12 protein-coding genes are annotated in these 15130 nt (G+C 60.2%); 9 read left to right on the top strand and 3 right to left on the bottom strand.

Annotated features, from left to right (window positions below; translation table 11 throughout):
- Window positions 1-124 precede the first annotated feature (124 nt).
- The 6 genes from J2Z75_RS19795 to J2Z75_RS19770 are packed head-to-tail and all read left to right on the top strand — an operon-like array spanning window position 125 to window position 4780.
- On the top strand, window positions 125-1225 hold the full coding sequence (locus J2Z75_RS19795; protein ID WP_209854496.1) for an ABC transporter substrate-binding protein: 1101 nt from the start codon (window positions 125-127) through the stop codon (window positions 1223-1225).
- 4 nt (window positions 1226-1229) lie between these two features.
- On the top strand, window positions 1230-2291 hold the full coding sequence (locus tag J2Z75_RS19790; protein ID WP_209854495.1) for a FecCD family ABC transporter permease: 1062 nt from the start codon (window positions 1230-1232) through the stop codon (window positions 2289-2291).
- Window positions 2288-3046, top strand: a complete 759-nt coding sequence (locus J2Z75_RS19785) for an ABC transporter ATP-binding protein (protein WP_209854494.1) — start codon at window positions 2288-2290, stop codon at window positions 3044-3046. Before J2Z75_RS19790 ends, J2Z75_RS19785 begins: the two co-directional genes overlap by 4 nt.
- A complete protein-coding gene (locus J2Z75_RS19780) occupies window positions 3043-3657 on the top strand; it encodes a hypothetical protein (protein WP_209854493.1) in 615 nt (204 codons plus the stop codon). The genes J2Z75_RS19785 and J2Z75_RS19780 overlap by 4 nt, the downstream gene beginning before the upstream one ends.
- On the top strand, window positions 3657-4277 hold the full coding sequence (locus J2Z75_RS19775) for a hypothetical protein (protein WP_209854492.1): 621 nt from the start codon (window positions 3657-3659) through the stop codon (window positions 4275-4277). Before J2Z75_RS19780 ends, J2Z75_RS19775 begins: the two co-directional genes overlap by 1 nt.
- The gene (locus J2Z75_RS19770) at window positions 4274-4780 is read left to right on the top strand and encodes a hypothetical protein (RefSeq protein WP_209854491.1); all 507 of its coding nucleotides are present in this window, start codon (window positions 4274-4276) and stop codon (window positions 4778-4780) included. The genes J2Z75_RS19775 and J2Z75_RS19770 overlap by 4 nt, the downstream gene beginning before the upstream one ends.
- A gap of 33 nt (window positions 4781-4813) precedes the next feature.
- Here the strand turns inward: J2Z75_RS19770 and J2Z75_RS19765 are convergent, their stop codons facing one another.
- From J2Z75_RS19765 to J2Z75_RS19755, 3 genes are all read right to left on the bottom strand, one after another.
- Window positions 4814-5536 carry a sulfite exporter TauE/SafE family protein gene (locus J2Z75_RS19765; protein WP_209854490.1) on the bottom strand — a complete coding sequence of 241 codons (723 nt, stop codon included), beginning with the start codon at window positions 5534-5536 and terminating at the stop codon, window positions 4814-4816.
- Window positions 5537-5579: 43 nt separating this feature from the next.
- Entirely contained in the window at window positions 5580-7511 is a 1932-nt protein-coding gene (locus J2Z75_RS19760; RefSeq protein ID WP_209854489.1) for a primary-amine oxidase, read from the bottom strand.
- A gap of 108 nt (window positions 7512-7619) precedes the next feature.
- Window positions 7620-9062 (bottom strand): APC family permease, encoded by a 1443-nt coding sequence (locus J2Z75_RS19755; RefSeq protein WP_209854488.1) that lies wholly within the window; start codon window positions 9060-9062, stop codon window positions 7620-7622.
- A 282-nt stretch (window positions 9063-9344) separates the two neighbouring features.
- Between J2Z75_RS19755 and qhpR the strand changes: the two genes are divergently transcribed.
- From qhpR to J2Z75_RS19740, 3 genes are all read left to right on the top strand, one after another.
- Complete coding sequence (qhpR, locus tag J2Z75_RS19750) at window positions 9345-10379, top strand: AraC-like transcriptional regulator QhpR (RefSeq protein WP_209854487.1); 1035 nt, start codon at window positions 9345-9347, stop codon at window positions 10377-10379.
- A 332-nt stretch (window positions 10380-10711) separates the two neighbouring features.
- Window positions 10712-11992 (top strand): efflux RND transporter periplasmic adaptor subunit, encoded by a 1281-nt coding sequence (locus J2Z75_RS19745; protein ID WP_209854486.1) that lies wholly within the window; start codon window positions 10712-10714, stop codon window positions 11990-11992.
- Entirely contained in the window at window positions 11989-15102 is a 3114-nt protein-coding gene (locus J2Z75_RS19740) for an efflux RND transporter permease subunit (RefSeq protein WP_209854485.1), read from the top strand. Before J2Z75_RS19745 ends, J2Z75_RS19740 begins: the two co-directional genes overlap by 4 nt.
- Window positions 15103-15130 lie beyond the last annotated feature (28 nt).

Genomic DNA, 15130 nt, shown 5'->3' with positions numbered 1-15130 from the left:
GGGGCCATTGCCGCTTCAAACTCAATCGAAGGTTTAAGATGTTTTTAAAGTGGAGATTTATAGACAAGATTAAAAACACGGAATAGGAATGCTTCCCATCCGTCAGGCCATATGGGGAGACACCATGGTTCCGCTGAGTTCATTCCACCTCGATATGCCGCGCCTTGCTGCTGTAGCGCTTATAGGACTGTTCCTTGCGCCGGCGGCCTCTGCCGAAGAGATTGTCTTCAAGGATCAGGAGAACCGCGAAGTTCGCCTGGCAAAGCCAGCCGAACGCGTCGTCTCCATCGTCATCCCCATGGCCTCCACGGTCATTGCGCTCGACGGCGGTACCAGCAAGCTGGTGGGCATGAACCCGACCGCGAAAAGCGCGGTGACGGAAGGCATTCTCGGAAAGATTTTTCCGGAAGCCAAGGACATCCCCTCCGATGTGACCGCTCCGAATTTCGTTCCCAACGTGGAAGCCCTGACCGCCACCAATCCGGACCTGGTCATCCAGTGGGGCGGTCGCGGCACCGATATCGTTGCGCCGCTCACCAATGCCGGTCTCAACACGATGCTGATCCTCTACGGCACCGAGGAACGGACCCGTGACTACATGAGCATGACTTCGAACGCGATCGGCAGACCCGAGCGCATCGGCGAACTGGTGGAATGGCGCGACAGGGTGCAGAAGGATATCGAGGCAAAGGCTGCGACCATTCCCGAAGACAAGAAGCCGAATGTTCTTTATCTCGGACGCGCGCTTTCGGATATCAGCGCATCCGGGACCAAAGGCAACTACACTCCATGGTATATCGATCTGGCAGGCGGCAAGAATGCCGCAGCCGAGCTGAATGGTACCCTGTCCATCAACAAGGAGCAGATCGCCCAATGGAATCCGGACGTGATCTTCCTCAATGCTTTCGAGGCCGAACTCAACGTCGACTGGGTCTATGACGATCCCATCCTGTCGCTGACCAATGCTGCCAGGAACAAGCGTATCTACAAGATGCCGCTCGGCGGCTATCGCTGGGATCCGCCGAGCCAGGAATCCCCGCTTTCCTGGATGTGGACGGCCAATCTGCTGCATCCGGATGTCTTCAGCTATGATCTCAGGACGGAAATGAAGGCTGCCTACAAGACACTCTACGGCTACGAGCTTACAGATGCGGACATCGACGGCATTCTCTGGCTGAACGAGCAGGGCGCCTCCGCCGGCTACGCACAGTTCAAGGCGAAGTGACGGCATGGCGACCGTGACACAGGAACTGACGACACCAGTCGTCCGGCCACATCTTGCCCGGCAGACGGCGGCTTTCGCCGTTCTGCTGGTCCTGCTGGCGGTTGCCGTTGTCGCCAGCCTGTGTGTCGGCCGCTTTTCGGTGCCGGCGGGACGTGCGCTGGAACTGATCTGGCAGGGGATCACCGATCCCGCGCGCGACCTGACGGAGATCGACGAACGCATTGTCTTGCTGGTCAGGGCGCCGCGTGTGTTGCTCGCCGCCCTTGCCGGTGCCGGGCTGGCGGTTTCCGGCGCTGCGCTGCAGGGTGTTTTCCGCAACCCGCTGGTTTCGCCGGATATTCTCGGTATTTCGCAAGGCGCTGCGTTCGGCGGCGCATTGGCGATCATGCTCGGAATATGGGGGTTTCCGCTGATCGCCATGGTGTTCCTGTGCGGCCTGGCGGCGCTGATCCTCGTCGGCCTGCTGTCGCGGATCAATGGCCGGACGGAGACCGTCACCGTGATCCTCTCGGGGCTGGTCATCAGTTCGATGTTTTCGGCGGTCGTTTCCCTGCTGCAATTCGTCGCCGACCCCAATACTTCCCTTCCCGCCATCGTCTACTGGCTGATGGGTTCGTTTGCGACGGCGACCTGGGACCGCACGCTGGTGGCTGCGCCAGGCCTCGTCATCGGCGCCTTTCTGCTCTGGATGCTGCGCTTCCGGCTCAACATCCTCTCTCTCGATGAGGCCGAAGCTCGCAGCCTCGGGGCGAATACGTCGCTTGAACGATGGCTGGTTTTCGGTCTTGTCGCCGTCATCGTCGGCAGCCAGGTCGCGGTTTCCGGCATCATCGGCTGGATCGGCATCGTCATTCCGCATGCGGCCCGGCTGATTGTTGGACATGACCACCGGACCCTGCTGCCCGCTTCCGTCTTGCTTGGCGCCGGCTTCATGGTCATCATCGACACGATTGCGCGCACCGCGACCGCAGCGGAAATCCCGCTTGGCGTGATCACCGCGCTCGTCGGCGCTCCGATCTTCACGCTTTTGCTGCGTCATCATTATCGCGAAAGGGCGGGCTCATGATCGGACTGACTGAAGCCGTCGTACGGTTCGGCCCGCGCACGATCCTCGATCGCTTGAGCTTCGTGGTCCCCGTTGGACGCACCCTCGCCATCCTCGGGCCGAACGGCCGCGGCAAGACGACGACGCTGAAAGCCGTTCTGGGTTTCCAGCGCCTCGACGCCGGAAGCAGGACCGCCCCCGATATCGTCGGCTATGTTCCCCAGACGGCAAGCAGCAATCAGCGCTACCGTGCCATCGATGTCGTCGTCATGGGAAGGGCAGCCCATCTCGGCCTGTTCGGGCAGCCAGGTCCCGACGATTTCGACATCGCCCATGCCGCGCTCGAACGTGCGGGCGCTTCCCGTTTCGCCGGTCATTTCTTCGACCGGCTTTCGGGCGGCGAGCGGCAAATGGTGCTTTTGGCGCGGGCGCTTGCCACCGGCTCCGCCGCCCTCGTTTTCGACGAGCCGGCAGCGGCTCTCGACCTTCACAATCAGGAACGACTGCTGACGCTGCTCAACGGTCTTCGCGCCCTGCGCGACAAGGCGATCGTCTTCACGACGCATGATCCGAACCACGCGCTGGCCGCAGCCGACGACGCGCTGCTGATGATGCCGGACGGCCAGTCGTTGTTCGGTCCCGTCATGGAGACCATCACGCCCGGCCATCTGGAGCGGCTCTATGGCGTACCGATGCGGATCGTCGACCTTCCCGGACCGGGGGGCGACCCCCAGCGGGCGGTACTGCCGGCCTTTGCGGGAATACGCGCCGCATGACGATCCTCTTCATCCAGTCGCATTATCAGGATCCGTTCAACATGGGCGCGGAACCGTTTGCCGAGGCGGTCGCGCAGGATCTGATGACAGTTGTTCGGGAAACGGACTTGAGGGATGAGCATTTCGCGACGGCGCGGGGTCTTATCACCACCACGCATCTCGACCAGATCGGCTTTCAGCGGTTTATTCCGGCCGTCACCGGTTTCCTCGATCATGGCGGCCGCTGGATTTACAATGGCCATATTCTCAGGCCAGTCCTGCCGGAGCTTTCGACCTATATCCCGATGCCTCAGCCCAGGCGCGCGGATCTCGTCCAGACCAGGGTATTCGATCACCCCGTCTTTGCCGGGGTCGACCAGACAAAGCTGGAGACAAACCACGGCGTGGCGGGATTTTACGGGCGGGGACACAATCCTCTACCGGCCGGTGCCGTCGCCATCAACGTGTTCGGGCCGTCAGCCGTGCCCGTCGACTGGATCTGGAAACGGCCCGATGGCGGCGAACTGCTGTCGCATGCCGGAAATGAATTCTGGGGTTGCGGCGACGACACGGATGTAAAACGGCAACTGGCAGATCGCGCCGTCGCCTGGCTTTGCGGGATTCTGAACTGATGAGCATCCTCGCGATCCATCCCGGCGCCTACTATCACATCGAGACGCTCGAAGCGCCGCGTTACCGGCACCATTTCGACACGCTCGTCCGGCCGGAAGACCTGGCCTCCGTGAACCTGGAGGACCACGATGTCGTCTTCATTCCCTGCCGCACGCCTGCTGACCGCCTGGCTCCCCATGCCGATCGGTTGCGCCGCTATCTTGACCAGGGCGGCACGATCGTCGCCACCGGCGAAACGGCGTGGGACGTCTTTCTTCCGGCGATACAGTTCACGCCGCAGCCGACGAACTGGTGGTGGTGGCTTGAGCCGGGCGCCGATCTCGGTGTTCGGATCGCCGCACCCGGACACCCGCTGTTCAAGCGCCTCGGTCAGGATGATATCACCTGGCACCTGCACGGTTGGTTTGATCCGCCGGAGGGCGTGGAGGTGCTTGCCGTCAATGCCGAGGGTCGGCCGATCTTCTACGTGGACGAGGTCTCGACCCGAGGCCGGATGATCATCACCAGCCTTGATCCGTGTTTTCATCACGGATCCCATTTCATGCCGGCGACGACGCGTTTTCTCGACGGTTTCCTACCCTGGATGCGCGAAGACCTGGACGGAGAAAAGCAGAAATGACCGAAGCGAAGATCGAAGTCCTCGAGGATGGTAGTCCCCTCTCCTACAGCTTTGCCGATATCATGCACTATCACGGCTACGGATTTCCAGGCGGCGTGGCGCATGCGTTCAAGGTGATGCAGCGTGCCTTGCCTCTCCTCAGCCCCGATGGTCCACCGGAGCGCCGCGAGATTTCCATCCGGACCGCGTTCCGGGGGCCGGGAGCCCGCGATGCTTTCGAGATGGTAACACGGTCCCTGACCGAAGGCCGCTACAGTGTCGATGCCACGCTGGAAAAACCGGAGCGCGGCAATATCCTGGAGCGCTACGTTTTCGAGTTGACCTATCGTGGCAGGACCACAACGTTACAGCTGCGCGAAGGTCATGTCCGCGAGGAGTTCATAGAACTCAGCCGCAAGCCGGGGCGCACTCCCGCAGAAGAGGAACGCCTCGTCTGGCTCAAAAAGGAGATGGCGGATCGCCTGCTCGCGTTACCGCCGAGCGCCGTCTACGAAGAAGCTTGAGGGCACGGCCTATCTCCGGCCGGCCCTTCATTCTTAGCCGGTGATGCAGAGCGCGGCCAGCGAAGCAGCCGGCAAAGCCAGGCTCGCCAGGCCGAGCAAGGCGATGGCGAGCCCGGTGATCTTGCGAATTGCCGCCCGCGGCAGGATCGAGCCCATGGCGGCAATCTGCGCCGTTCCGAGGGCTGTGAGTGCTACCGGAGGAACCGTCGCCAGGCCGAAGCTCATCATGAACAGGGCGCCGGTTGCAGGCGTACCGGTCAGCATGGCGGTCATCAGCGCGTTATAGACCATGGCGCATGGAGCAGCGCCCCAGGCCATTCCGAGAAATAACGCCGAAGGAGCCCTGAAGGCGGAAGCATGACTGCGCCGAAGGATCATCGTCGAAGCGGCCATCAAAGGCCGGTCAAGCAGTTGTGGACCGGGAAGAGCGCCGATCAATCCCAGCCCCACCCATACCAGCATCGCCCCGCCAAGCACCCGCAACACAGGCTGGATGCCGGCAAGATCGAGAAGACTGCCCAAGGCACCGCCGGTCGCGCCGACCACACCGCCGGCGATCGTATAGGTGATGGCGCGGCCAAGTTGCGTCGCCAGCAGCGCCTTTGCCCTTTCCCTTCCGGAACTGCCCCGACCGGTCGCGATCAGGAGCGACGATGCGATGCCGCCGCATTGGCCTGCGCAGTGCAGGCTGCCTGCAAGGCCCATCAACAGGCCCGCGGCAATGACGCCGACGAGCATCGCTGGATCCGACATCATTGTCCTTTCGGTTTGACGATATCGCCGTTCATGGTACGTGGCCTCAAGCCGGGCAGCTTGCCGCGTTGACGACCGGCGGCAGGTTTATCGCCGGGTTGCCGTTGAAGAAGCCGCTCGGCATGAGTTTGAAGCCGGTGAAGACGCAGGGTTGCACCGGGAAATCCTCGATCCGCACCGGATGATGGAGCCCGAAGACATGCCAGAGAACAATATCCGTATTCTCGATCGGCCTGTCCTTGGCGATGAATTCGACAAGCCCGCCCGTTCCGTCGGAATGGTTCATGAAGTCGCCGGCTGGAAAGCGTTCGTCCGGATCGTAGGCCGTGACCCAGAGGTGGTTCTGCACGAAGGCGGCCCGCCTGCCGGAGGGCGAATCCGGATGGACGAAGGGGGTGACGCAATGGTTGGCCTCCAGCTTGTAGCCGACGGCCGAGCCCGCATAATTCGTCTTGTTCGGATTGATGACCTTCCAATACCGGTGTGACGCCGGCTCGGCTCGTCTTGCCGCCTCGCTTTCCCGCGTCAGCACGGTCTGCTCCTCGTAGAAGGCATTTCCATAGGGGTTGGTTGGGCCGAGCGGCTCGGCATAGGTGTTGCACTCCACCACGCTGTTGGCGTCGCCATCCACCGCCATGTCGAGGCGGGCGCAGAGAATGTGCTGGTGGATGTGGCCGACGACGCCCGGCACCACTTCGCGCCCGTATTTCGGTGGCTGGCCGGGAATGCAGGCGGCCGTATTGATGATCCCCGTTGCCTTGACCTCATGTTCGATCGTGCCGTCGAGAAAGAGGTACCAGTAAAGCCCGTACTCATAGTTGCCCACCGTGCAGATGGTGGAGATGACCAGCTTGGCGCCGCGGCGGATTTCGGCGCGCTCCGTGCGAAAATCGATGTGCTTCCAGAGAAGACCCGAATCTTCCTCATGCACGCAGATTGCCTTCTCGATCGTCCAGGGCTCGCCATCCATGGTGTTGAGATGCACGTCGAGATATTTGATGACACCGAGGCAATCGCAACCGAGCGTCAACGAGTTGGCAAGCTTGCCGATCCCGTATTCGCCGATGTCGAAGACATTCTTGCGGAAATGGCCGTTGTCCGGGCTACCATAAGGCACCGTCATCTCCACAATCGAGGCGCGATTGACGATCGGGCGGCCATCGAAGCGTATGTCATGGAGCGTCAGCGCCTCGCGCGCATTGAAGCCGACCACCAGGGACCAGTTGCGCCAGATGATGCTGTGACCGTCGAACGTGAAGTTCACGCCTTCCGGCTGGACGACATCGATCGGTTTGGCCTGCGGCTGGAATGTTTCGATGAACTGGCTTTCGTAGTTCACCTCCTGCATGGGAATCGGCACGATCCCGTAATCATCAACGCGGATCACTTCGTTGGTGTTGAGGTCGATCACGGCGTTCAGCCCCTCGATCGGATGGGCGTAGAAATTCTCGTTTTCCCGCAGACGCAGCCAGCAGAAGACATGGCAGAGATGACGGCCCTCCTCCCCCGGCACGTCGAAATTGCCCGCCGACCAGGGATCGATGCAGACCGTGCTCATGTCGGTGATCCCGCGTCGTTCGCAGGCGGCGATAAAATCCGGATCGGCACGCACTATTCCCTCGATGCCGAGGAACTGCTCGAGTTGGATCATCGGCCGTTTGCCGGGGAAATCCTTACGGCTGACGATCGTTTCCGTATCGAGGCAGACGACGAGGCTGGTGACGCTGACGATGGCGGAGCTAAACACGTTCACGCGCGCCTTTCGGGCGATCGGCGCACCGGGCAAGAAGGCGCGCACTGTCTGCTTTTCCGGCTCCATGAGTTCGATCGTCTCGAAGCGCGTGTCGTCCCCATAAGGCGGATGTTTGCGGACGATAGAAGCCGCATAGCGGATCTCCGCCGGCGTTAGCGGCTGCAGCGGATGGCTGACGTTAAGCGGCATCTGGCGGGGCGGATTGGAAACGCAGCAGGTGTCCATGGTGTTCTTCCTTTGTCGATTTGACTGTGCTTTTTCACCGGAGGGCGACGGCAGGGTGCATCCGACCCGCTATCGCGTTTGTTCATGTGCGGGCATAGGCCGCATGAACTATGCGAAGGCGCGGCCAAGATTGGCGTAAACTTCCGGCTTCCGGGTTTTCAGCCAGACTGCGAGCGCTGCGCCAGCAATGCCGATGCCGGCCAGGATGACGGGAAAGCTTGCAACTATTGGGGATTCCGAACCGCTGACGAGCGGAAGGTTCAAGATCATCAATACCAGGCAGACCATGAGACCCGCCATGCTGACGAGCGGCGCGACGATGCGATGCCAGGCGCTGACGCCGCGTGCATCGGCCCGGAAAAAGCCGATCACGGCCAGGCAGACCATCGTTTGCAAAGCAAGGATGCCGACGCTGGCAAAGGCCCCCATCCAGGCGAAGACGACGGCATAGGGATCCTGTCCACTGAGCGCAAAGGCGAGGATCAGCACGATCATCATCGCGGTCTGCACTGCACCTGCCATATAGGGCGACTGATGGGTTCCATGCGTGCGGGCGAAGCCCGACCAGGTCAGGCCCTCACGACCGAGCGAGTAGAAATAGCGGTTGATCGTATTGTGGAAGGAGAGCGCGCAGGCAAAGAGGCTGGTGACCAGCAGGGCGTTCAGGGCAATTCCGGCCGGGCCACCCAGCATCGCCTGCACGGCCGTCAGATAGAGCGTCGCGGTGTTGGCGGTCGCTTCGGCTGCGATCTTCGACGGCCCGTAATGCAGTGCCACCGCCCAGGTGACGAAAGCATAGAACACGGCGATGATGATGACGGCGATATAGGTGGCTCGGGCGATGGTCCGCTTGGGATCGCGCGCTTCCTCGCCAAATATGGCCGTTGCCTCGAAGCCGATGAAGGAGGCCACGACGAAGACCAGCGAGACACCCATTCCAGGGCCGAAAACAGCCGAAAAGCCAAATGGCGCGAGCGTTATGCCCTCGGGGCCGCCACCGGATATCAGCACCCGAAGCGAAAACAGGGCGAGGATGGCGATCTCCGCGATCATGCAATAGCCGAGGATGCGGCCCGAAAACTCGATGTTCCGGCGGCCGCAGGCGTAGATCAGGATCGCGAGCGTGCAGCCATATGCCCACCAGGCAATATCGGGGCCGCCGGAGGTCTTGACGATGTCATTCACGAAGAAACCGAAGAGGCCGAATACCGCCAGCTCTATGGCGATATAGGTAGCGAGTGCGATGAATGCACCAGCCACGCCGGCGGGGCGGCTGAGACCGGCCGCGATGTAGGGATAGAAGCCACCGGCCGAGCCGACGAAGCGGCTCATCGCCGTGAAGCCGACGCTAAACAGGAGATAAAGCGCGCCGACGAGAAGATAGGTGGCCGACACGCCGGATCCGTTTCCGAAAGCGAATGCGGCCGGCGAGGCGCCGACCACCGCCGTCAGGGGAGCCGCCGCGGCGACGACGAAAAAGACGATATGGCTGACGCCGATCGCATTGCGCCGGAGATCGGTTCCAGCCCCTCCAAGTTCGATCACGGACATAAGTAATTCCTTTTCTTCGTGCGGTCAATGTTACGGTTGTTTTCCTGATATATTTCAGTTCTTGCGTATTTGTTTCCAAAGCACGGAGTGTATCTGCCATCTATAGACGGATTGTCGTCTTGCTCTACTTTAACGCATACATTTTTACATTATGGGATTGATGCTACGCAAAAATCACCCTGCTTGTATTTGACACTTCACGCCAAACCGCGGGAACAGCAGATAATTTAATCTGGCATGATTTTTGCTCCGGGAGCTTTGAAGCCATTCGGAGGGCAAACCATGCAAACAGCCGGTATGATCGCCTCTTCTGCCATGGACGGGTTGCTGGCATCGATCCGTCTTGGGGGACTCGATATGAGCACCGTTTCGGCCCGGGTCGGCCTTGGCAGCACTGCGTTGTTTGCCGACGGCGACTTCATGCCGCTTGCGGCCTTCACCTCAACGCTTGAGGTCGCATCGGAAGAAAAGAACGATCCGTTGCTGGGCTTGAAACTCGGGAAAGAGTTTGAATTCGAGGCACTTGGCGCTCTGGCGGCGCTTTTTCTGACGGCCCCGACGTTGAAAGACGGGCTGACCCAATTCAGCCGCTATTTTCCGGCCTTGCAGAGCAATACCCGTTCGGCACTTGTGGTGGAGAATGAGGTTGCGCGCTTTTCCTATTCGATCTGCGACAACACCGTTCGCCATAAAACCCAGGATGCGGATTTTACGCAGAGCGTCTTCAACACGATATTGAAGACGACGATCGGGGCGGATTGGACGCCGTCCTGCATAGAGTTTGAGCATAATCCAGGCGAGAATCTGGCGCTTTATCACGCACATTTTGCCTGCCGCCTGGCATTTGGTCGACGGGAAAATGCGATTGTCTTTCCGAAGAGATTTCTCGATCGCCCGATCGGCAAGGGCGGCGATGAGCAAAGTCATCTCCGCATCGTCTCCGAACTCTCCGATCTTCTCTATCGCCGCGAGAAACGCCTCGATCTCGTGACCGCCCTCAAGGCATGGATCACGGCCGCGCTTTGTCAGCATGCCAGCATCGACATAGAGGATGCGGCTGGAGATTTCGGCATGAGCTTGCGCAGTTTTCAGCGCAAGCTCGGCGAAACCGGCGTCAATTATGCCGACCTGCGCAACATGGTGCGGATGGAGATCGCAAAGAGCCTGCTTGCCAATACACGCCTGCCGATCCCGGTCATTGCGACCCAGCTCGGCTATAGCGAACTGAGCGCGTTTGCCCGTAGCTTCCGCCATCTCACCGGCTATACGCCGGCCCGTTTCCGTGAAGCCACCAAAAATTTGGGACTTGCGCAGTAACTACGGCACTTTTTCCCCTCAAACCAAGTATCTGCGTTTGCGAGCGATGGCCCGTCAATGAACCATTCGACGCCGATGGGCGGATGACGCGATCGCCGCGCATGCGTATCACCGTCGTCAGCGACAAGAGCCACCGTTTTCGCCGCAGATCATTGCCCCGAAGTGTTTGTTCTTTCTCGTTTTGCGATGCCGCCCGTTCATTACAAAAATTTAAGCATTTATAACAGGTTAGTGATCGACCACGGGGAAGTATGTCTTTTTTGCGCCGCAATATCCGAGGCTCTATAGCGCTTCGAACGCTTCGCGCAATCATTCAAAACCCGGTCCTTCACATGAAAAAATTCTGGCCAACTGTATGTGTTGTTGCAGTCGTCGGCGTTGGCGTCGGCGCATTGGGGGGTGATCGGATTCCCTATCTTTCGCAATTTACCAAGCAACCGGCTCTCCAAGCTGAAAATGGCGATGGCAAGCATGCCGGCGGGGGGCAAGTTCAGGCGGGAGATCAGGCAGGTGGCGGCCGACACCGGCGCGGCAATGGCGGACCGACACTCGTCAAGACGGTGTCGGCGACCAAAACGACGCTGCCGATGGACGTCACCGCATCAGGATGGGCAGAAGCCGATGATACCACGGCGATCGCCGCGCAAGAGCAGGGCGTCGTCACCGCGGTCGACGTGATGGACGGCGCGGTTGTCAAACAGGGTGATTTGATTGCCGAACTCGACGACCGCACCGCGCAGGCTGCCGTCGATCGGGACAATGCAACGATCGTTCGCGACAATGCTGCTTTCACGGAGGCCGAGGCCGCGCTGAAGCGAGCGAACGATCTTCTCATCCAGACCGCCGGAACACAGCAGGCCTACGAACAGGCCAAAGCGGCGCGCGATACGGCAGCCGCCACACTGGACGTTGACAAGGCCAATCTTGCCGCCGATCAGGTTGTTCTGGAAAATACCCAGATCCGTGCGCCCTTCGATGGTCGCCTGGGTGATGTCGGTGTCAGCCGTGGCGCCTTCGTGAGTGCGGGGACGGCGATCGTCACGATCGCCAAATATGATCCGATCTATGTGAAGTTTCATCTGGAGGAGCGCAATCTGCGCCGATTGAAACTGGCGCTTGCCGCCGGGCCTGTCGATGTCACCACGGTTCCGCAGTCGGATAAAGGCAAGGCCCGCCAGGGGCAGATAAGCTTCTACGACAATACGATAGACACGGCTTCAGGCACGATCCTTGCCAAGGCAAAATTCGAAAATGCCTCTGGCGCGCTCTGGCCAGGACAGTCCGTCAATCTTGTGGTTCATTTCAAAGACCCCGAGCAGCAGATCGTCGTGCCGACCGTGGCGGTTAACCCAGGCGCAGACGGCTTCTATTCCTACGTCGTCAAGGACGGCAAGGTTGAGCTGACGCCGGTCACTGTCGCCCGTGCTGAAGGCAGTTTCACGGCGCTTGCGAAAGGTCTTTCAGACGGTGATCACGTGGTGGTCGAAGGCCAGGCGCAGCTGACGGACCAACAGCATGTCGATGAACAGTTCAGCGGTCAGACAGAGAACCTGGCTTCTGCCGATCAGCCGGAGCTGCGGACCGAAACTCTCCTGACAGGCGCACAGCCATGATCCCGAATTTCTGTATCCAGCGCCCTGTCGCGACCACGCTTCTTGCCATCGGTGTCGTACTCGCCGGTATCGCAGGCTACCAGCAGGTGCCCGTCTCAGCGCTGCCGCAGGTCGATTTTCCGACGATCAGCGTTTCTGCGTCGCTGACCGGGGCATCGCCGCAAACCATGGCGACCTCCGTTTCGACCCCCCTCATCAAGCAGTTTCAAACCATTCCCGGCATCGACGAAATCAGCGCGACGAACTCCCTTGGCAATACCAGCATCGTGCTGCAATTCGATCTGAACCGGAATATCGATGCCGCCGCCGCCGATGTGCAGGCGGCGATCTCGCATGCAACCCGCCAGTTGCCTGACAATATGACCACGCCGCCCAGCTATCGCAAAACCAATCCGGCCGATGCGCCGGTGATGCTGCTTGCCGTGCAAAGCGAAACGATGCCGTATAGCAAGCTGGATGAGATAGCCGAAGACGTCATCTCGCCGTCGCTTTCGACGCTTCCGGGCGTTGCCGAGGTCAACGTGTTCGGTGCCCAGACCTATGCGGTGCGTGTCGAAGTCGATCCGGGCAAGCTGGTGAGCCGCAACATCGGCATCGATACCGTCAACACAGCAATTGCTGCCGCCAACAACCACGCTCCGGTCGGCTCTCTTCAGAACGATATGCAGAGCATTACGATCAATGCCGATACGCAGCGCACGAATGCCCAGCAGTTCCGTTCGCTGGTCATCGCCAACCCCAATGGCGCACCAATTCATCTGGAAGACGTCGCCGATGTTCAAGACAGCGTCGAGAATCAGAATACGGGCAGCTGGTATGATGGAAAGCGGGGTATCATGCTTGCCGTCCAACGCCAGCCGGACGCCAATACGGTCGATGTCGTCGATGCCATCAACGCGAAGCTGCCGGGCTTGCATGCCGAGATGCCTGCATCCGTCTCGATGAAGGTCATGAACGATTCGGCAAAGCCGATCCGCGGCGCCATCTCGGACGTCAAATTCACCTTGCTGCTGACGGTCGGCCTGGTGGTCCTGGTCATCTATCTCTTCACCGGTCACTTGACCGCGACGATTATTCCGGGCCTCGCCGTGCCGCTTTCGCTGATTTCAACCTTCGGCATGATGTATGTGCTTGGCTACAGTATCGACAACATTTCGCTGCTTGGCTTGACGTTGGCGGTAGGCCTCGTCGTCGACGATGCGATCGTCATGCTGGAAAACATCCTCCGCCACATAGAAGCGGGAATGCCGGTACGGGAAGCGGCGATCAAGGGTGCCGCCGAAGTCAGCTATACCATCATCTCGATGTCGGTCTCGCTGGTCGCGGTCTTTATCCCTATCCTGTTGATGGGCGGGGTCGTGGGGCGAATCTTCAACGAATTCGGCATGGTGGTTGCTATCGCAATCATCTCTTCGGCAATCGTTTCCCTGACGGTCACGCCGATGCTCGGCTCGCGCCTTTCCACCGGACACAGCAGGCCGCCCTGGATCCTGCGTCTCTTCGAAGCCGGTTTCGAGCGTACACTTCAGGGATATGACAGGTCGGTGGCCTGGTGTCTCGACCATCGTCCGGCAATTCTGCTGCTGTTCTTCGCGTCCATCGGGCTCACGGCTTATCTGTTCATGACGATACCCACGAGCTTCTTCCCGACGGAAGACATAGGGCGATTGACCATCTCCACCCGTGCGCGACAGGACATCTCCTACTCTGCGATGCGGGATCTGCAGAACCAGGCGGCGGCGTTGGTGAAGCAAAATCCGGCGGTCAACCACGTCATGTCGATCGTCGGCGGCAATGTCCGCAGCCCGCTTAACAACGGCACGATGTTTGTCGAGCTGAAGGACAAGACGCAGCGTCCGGCGCTCGACCAGACGCTGCGCGAGTTGCGCACCGGCATCAGCAAAATCCCCGGCCTGCAGGCCTTCATCACGCCGCAACAGAGCCTGCGCTTCGGCGGACGCCAGACGGCCAGCCAGTATCAGCTTGTCGTCCAGGCGCTGAGTGCCGACCAGACGACCTTGTGGGCCGGCCGCCTTGAGACCGCGATGCTTGCCGATCGGCGGTTCACGGATGTGACCTCCGACGCGCAGAACAATGCGCTTCAGGCCAATATTGTCGTCGACAAGGAGAAGGCCGCAGCCTACGGCATTACCGACAGCCAGCTGCGAACGACGCTGCAGGAGGCGTTCGGCAGCTATGCCGCGGCACAGATTCAATCGACCGGCGACAGCTACGATGTGATCGTCGAGTACGATACCAAGAAGCCATGGGACGACCAGACGCTGCAGGGAATTCATGTCGCATCCGCCACCGGCAATCTTGTGCCGCTGTCCAGCTTTGCAAGGGTCAACAGATCAACCGGGCCGGTCACCATCAATCAGACGGGACAACTCGTCTCAACCACGGTGTCGTTCAATCTTCCGGCAGGCGAAGCGCTGAGCGATGCCACGGCCGCGATCGAGCAGATAAAGCAGGACATAGGCCTGCCGGCGGACATCTTCACGTCCTATGGAGGAACGGCAGAGATTTTCCAGCAGTCGCAGGCCAACACGCCGATATTGATCCTTGCTGCGATACTGACGATCTATGTTGTCCTCGGCATCCTCTACGAGAGTTTTATCCACCCGCTGACCATTCTCTCCGGTCTGCCGTCAGCCGCTCTCGGTGCGCTGCTGGCGCTGAAAGTGATGGGCATCGACCTGTCGATCATCGCCCTCATCGGGTTGCTGATGCTGATCGGCATCGTCAAGAAAAACGCGATCATGATGATCGACGTGGCGCTGGAGAATTTACGATCTCCAGGCATGACGGCGTCGGAAGCGATTCACGAGGCCTGCGTTCGACGTTTCCGGCCCATCATGATGACGACATTCTGCGCGCTCCTCGGCGCCCTGCCGATTGCGCTTGGCGCCGGCGCCAGCTCGGAACTGCGCCAGCCGCTCGGCATTGCCGTCGTCGGCGGCTTGATCGTCTCGCAGGCGCTGACGCTGTTCATCACGCCGATCATCTTCGTGGAAATGGACAGGCTTAACAACTGGGCCATCGGTCTTGGTGTCAGAAAACAGCGTGTAGAGGAACGGCATCAACCAACGCCGCTTGCGGCGGAATGAATATGCACTCTGCATGAAAGTACTATTC

Source organism: Rhizobium herbae (genome assembly GCF_017873135.1).
Classification (GTDB): domain Bacteria; phylum Pseudomonadota; class Alphaproteobacteria; order Rhizobiales; family Rhizobiaceae; genus Pararhizobium; species Pararhizobium herbae.
This window is presented reverse-complemented; position numbering and strand designations above follow the sequence as displayed.

What these genes read in the sequence shown, in the direction of transcription:
- J2Z75_RS19795 (WP_209854496.1), top strand. Translation starts at nt 125, where the DNA reads ATGGTTCCGCTGAGTTCATTCCACCTCGATATGCCGCGCCTTGCTGCT.
- J2Z75_RS19790 (WP_209854495.1), top strand. Translation starts at nt 1,230, where the DNA reads ATGGCGACCGTGACACAGGAACTGACGACACCAGTCGTCCGGCCACAT.
- J2Z75_RS19785 (WP_209854494.1), top strand. Translation starts at nt 2,288, where the DNA reads ATGATCGGACTGACTGAAGCCGTCGTACGGTTCGGCCCGCGCACGATC.
- J2Z75_RS19780 (WP_209854493.1), top strand. Translation starts at nt 3,043, where the DNA reads ATGACGATCCTCTTCATCCAGTCGCATTATCAGGATCCGTTCAACATG.
- J2Z75_RS19775 (WP_209854492.1), top strand. Translation starts at nt 3,657, where the DNA reads ATGAGCATCCTCGCGATCCATCCCGGCGCCTACTATCACATCGAGACG.
- J2Z75_RS19770 (WP_209854491.1), top strand. Translation starts at nt 4,274, where the DNA reads ATGACCGAAGCGAAGATCGAAGTCCTCGAGGATGGTAGTCCCCTCTCC.
- J2Z75_RS19765 (WP_209854490.1), bottom strand. Translation starts at nt 5,536, where the DNA reads ATGATGTCGGATCCAGCGATGCTCGTCGGCGTCATTGCCGCGGGCCTG.
- J2Z75_RS19760 (WP_209854489.1), bottom strand. Translation starts at nt 7,511, where the DNA reads ATGGACACCTGCTGCGTTTCCAATCCGCCCCGCCAGATGCCGCTTAAC.
- J2Z75_RS19755 (WP_209854488.1), bottom strand. Translation starts at nt 9,062, where the DNA reads ATGTCCGTGATCGAACTTGGAGGGGCTGGAACCGATCTCCGGCGCAAT.
- qhpR (WP_209854487.1), top strand. Translation starts at nt 9,345, where the DNA reads ATGCAAACAGCCGGTATGATCGCCTCTTCTGCCATGGACGGGTTGCTG.
- J2Z75_RS19745 (WP_209854486.1), top strand. Translation starts at nt 10,712, where the DNA reads ATGAAAAAATTCTGGCCAACTGTATGTGTTGTTGCAGTCGTCGGCGTT.
- J2Z75_RS19740 (WP_209854485.1), top strand. Translation starts at nt 11,989, where the DNA reads ATGATCCCGAATTTCTGTATCCAGCGCCCTGTCGCGACCACGCTTCTT.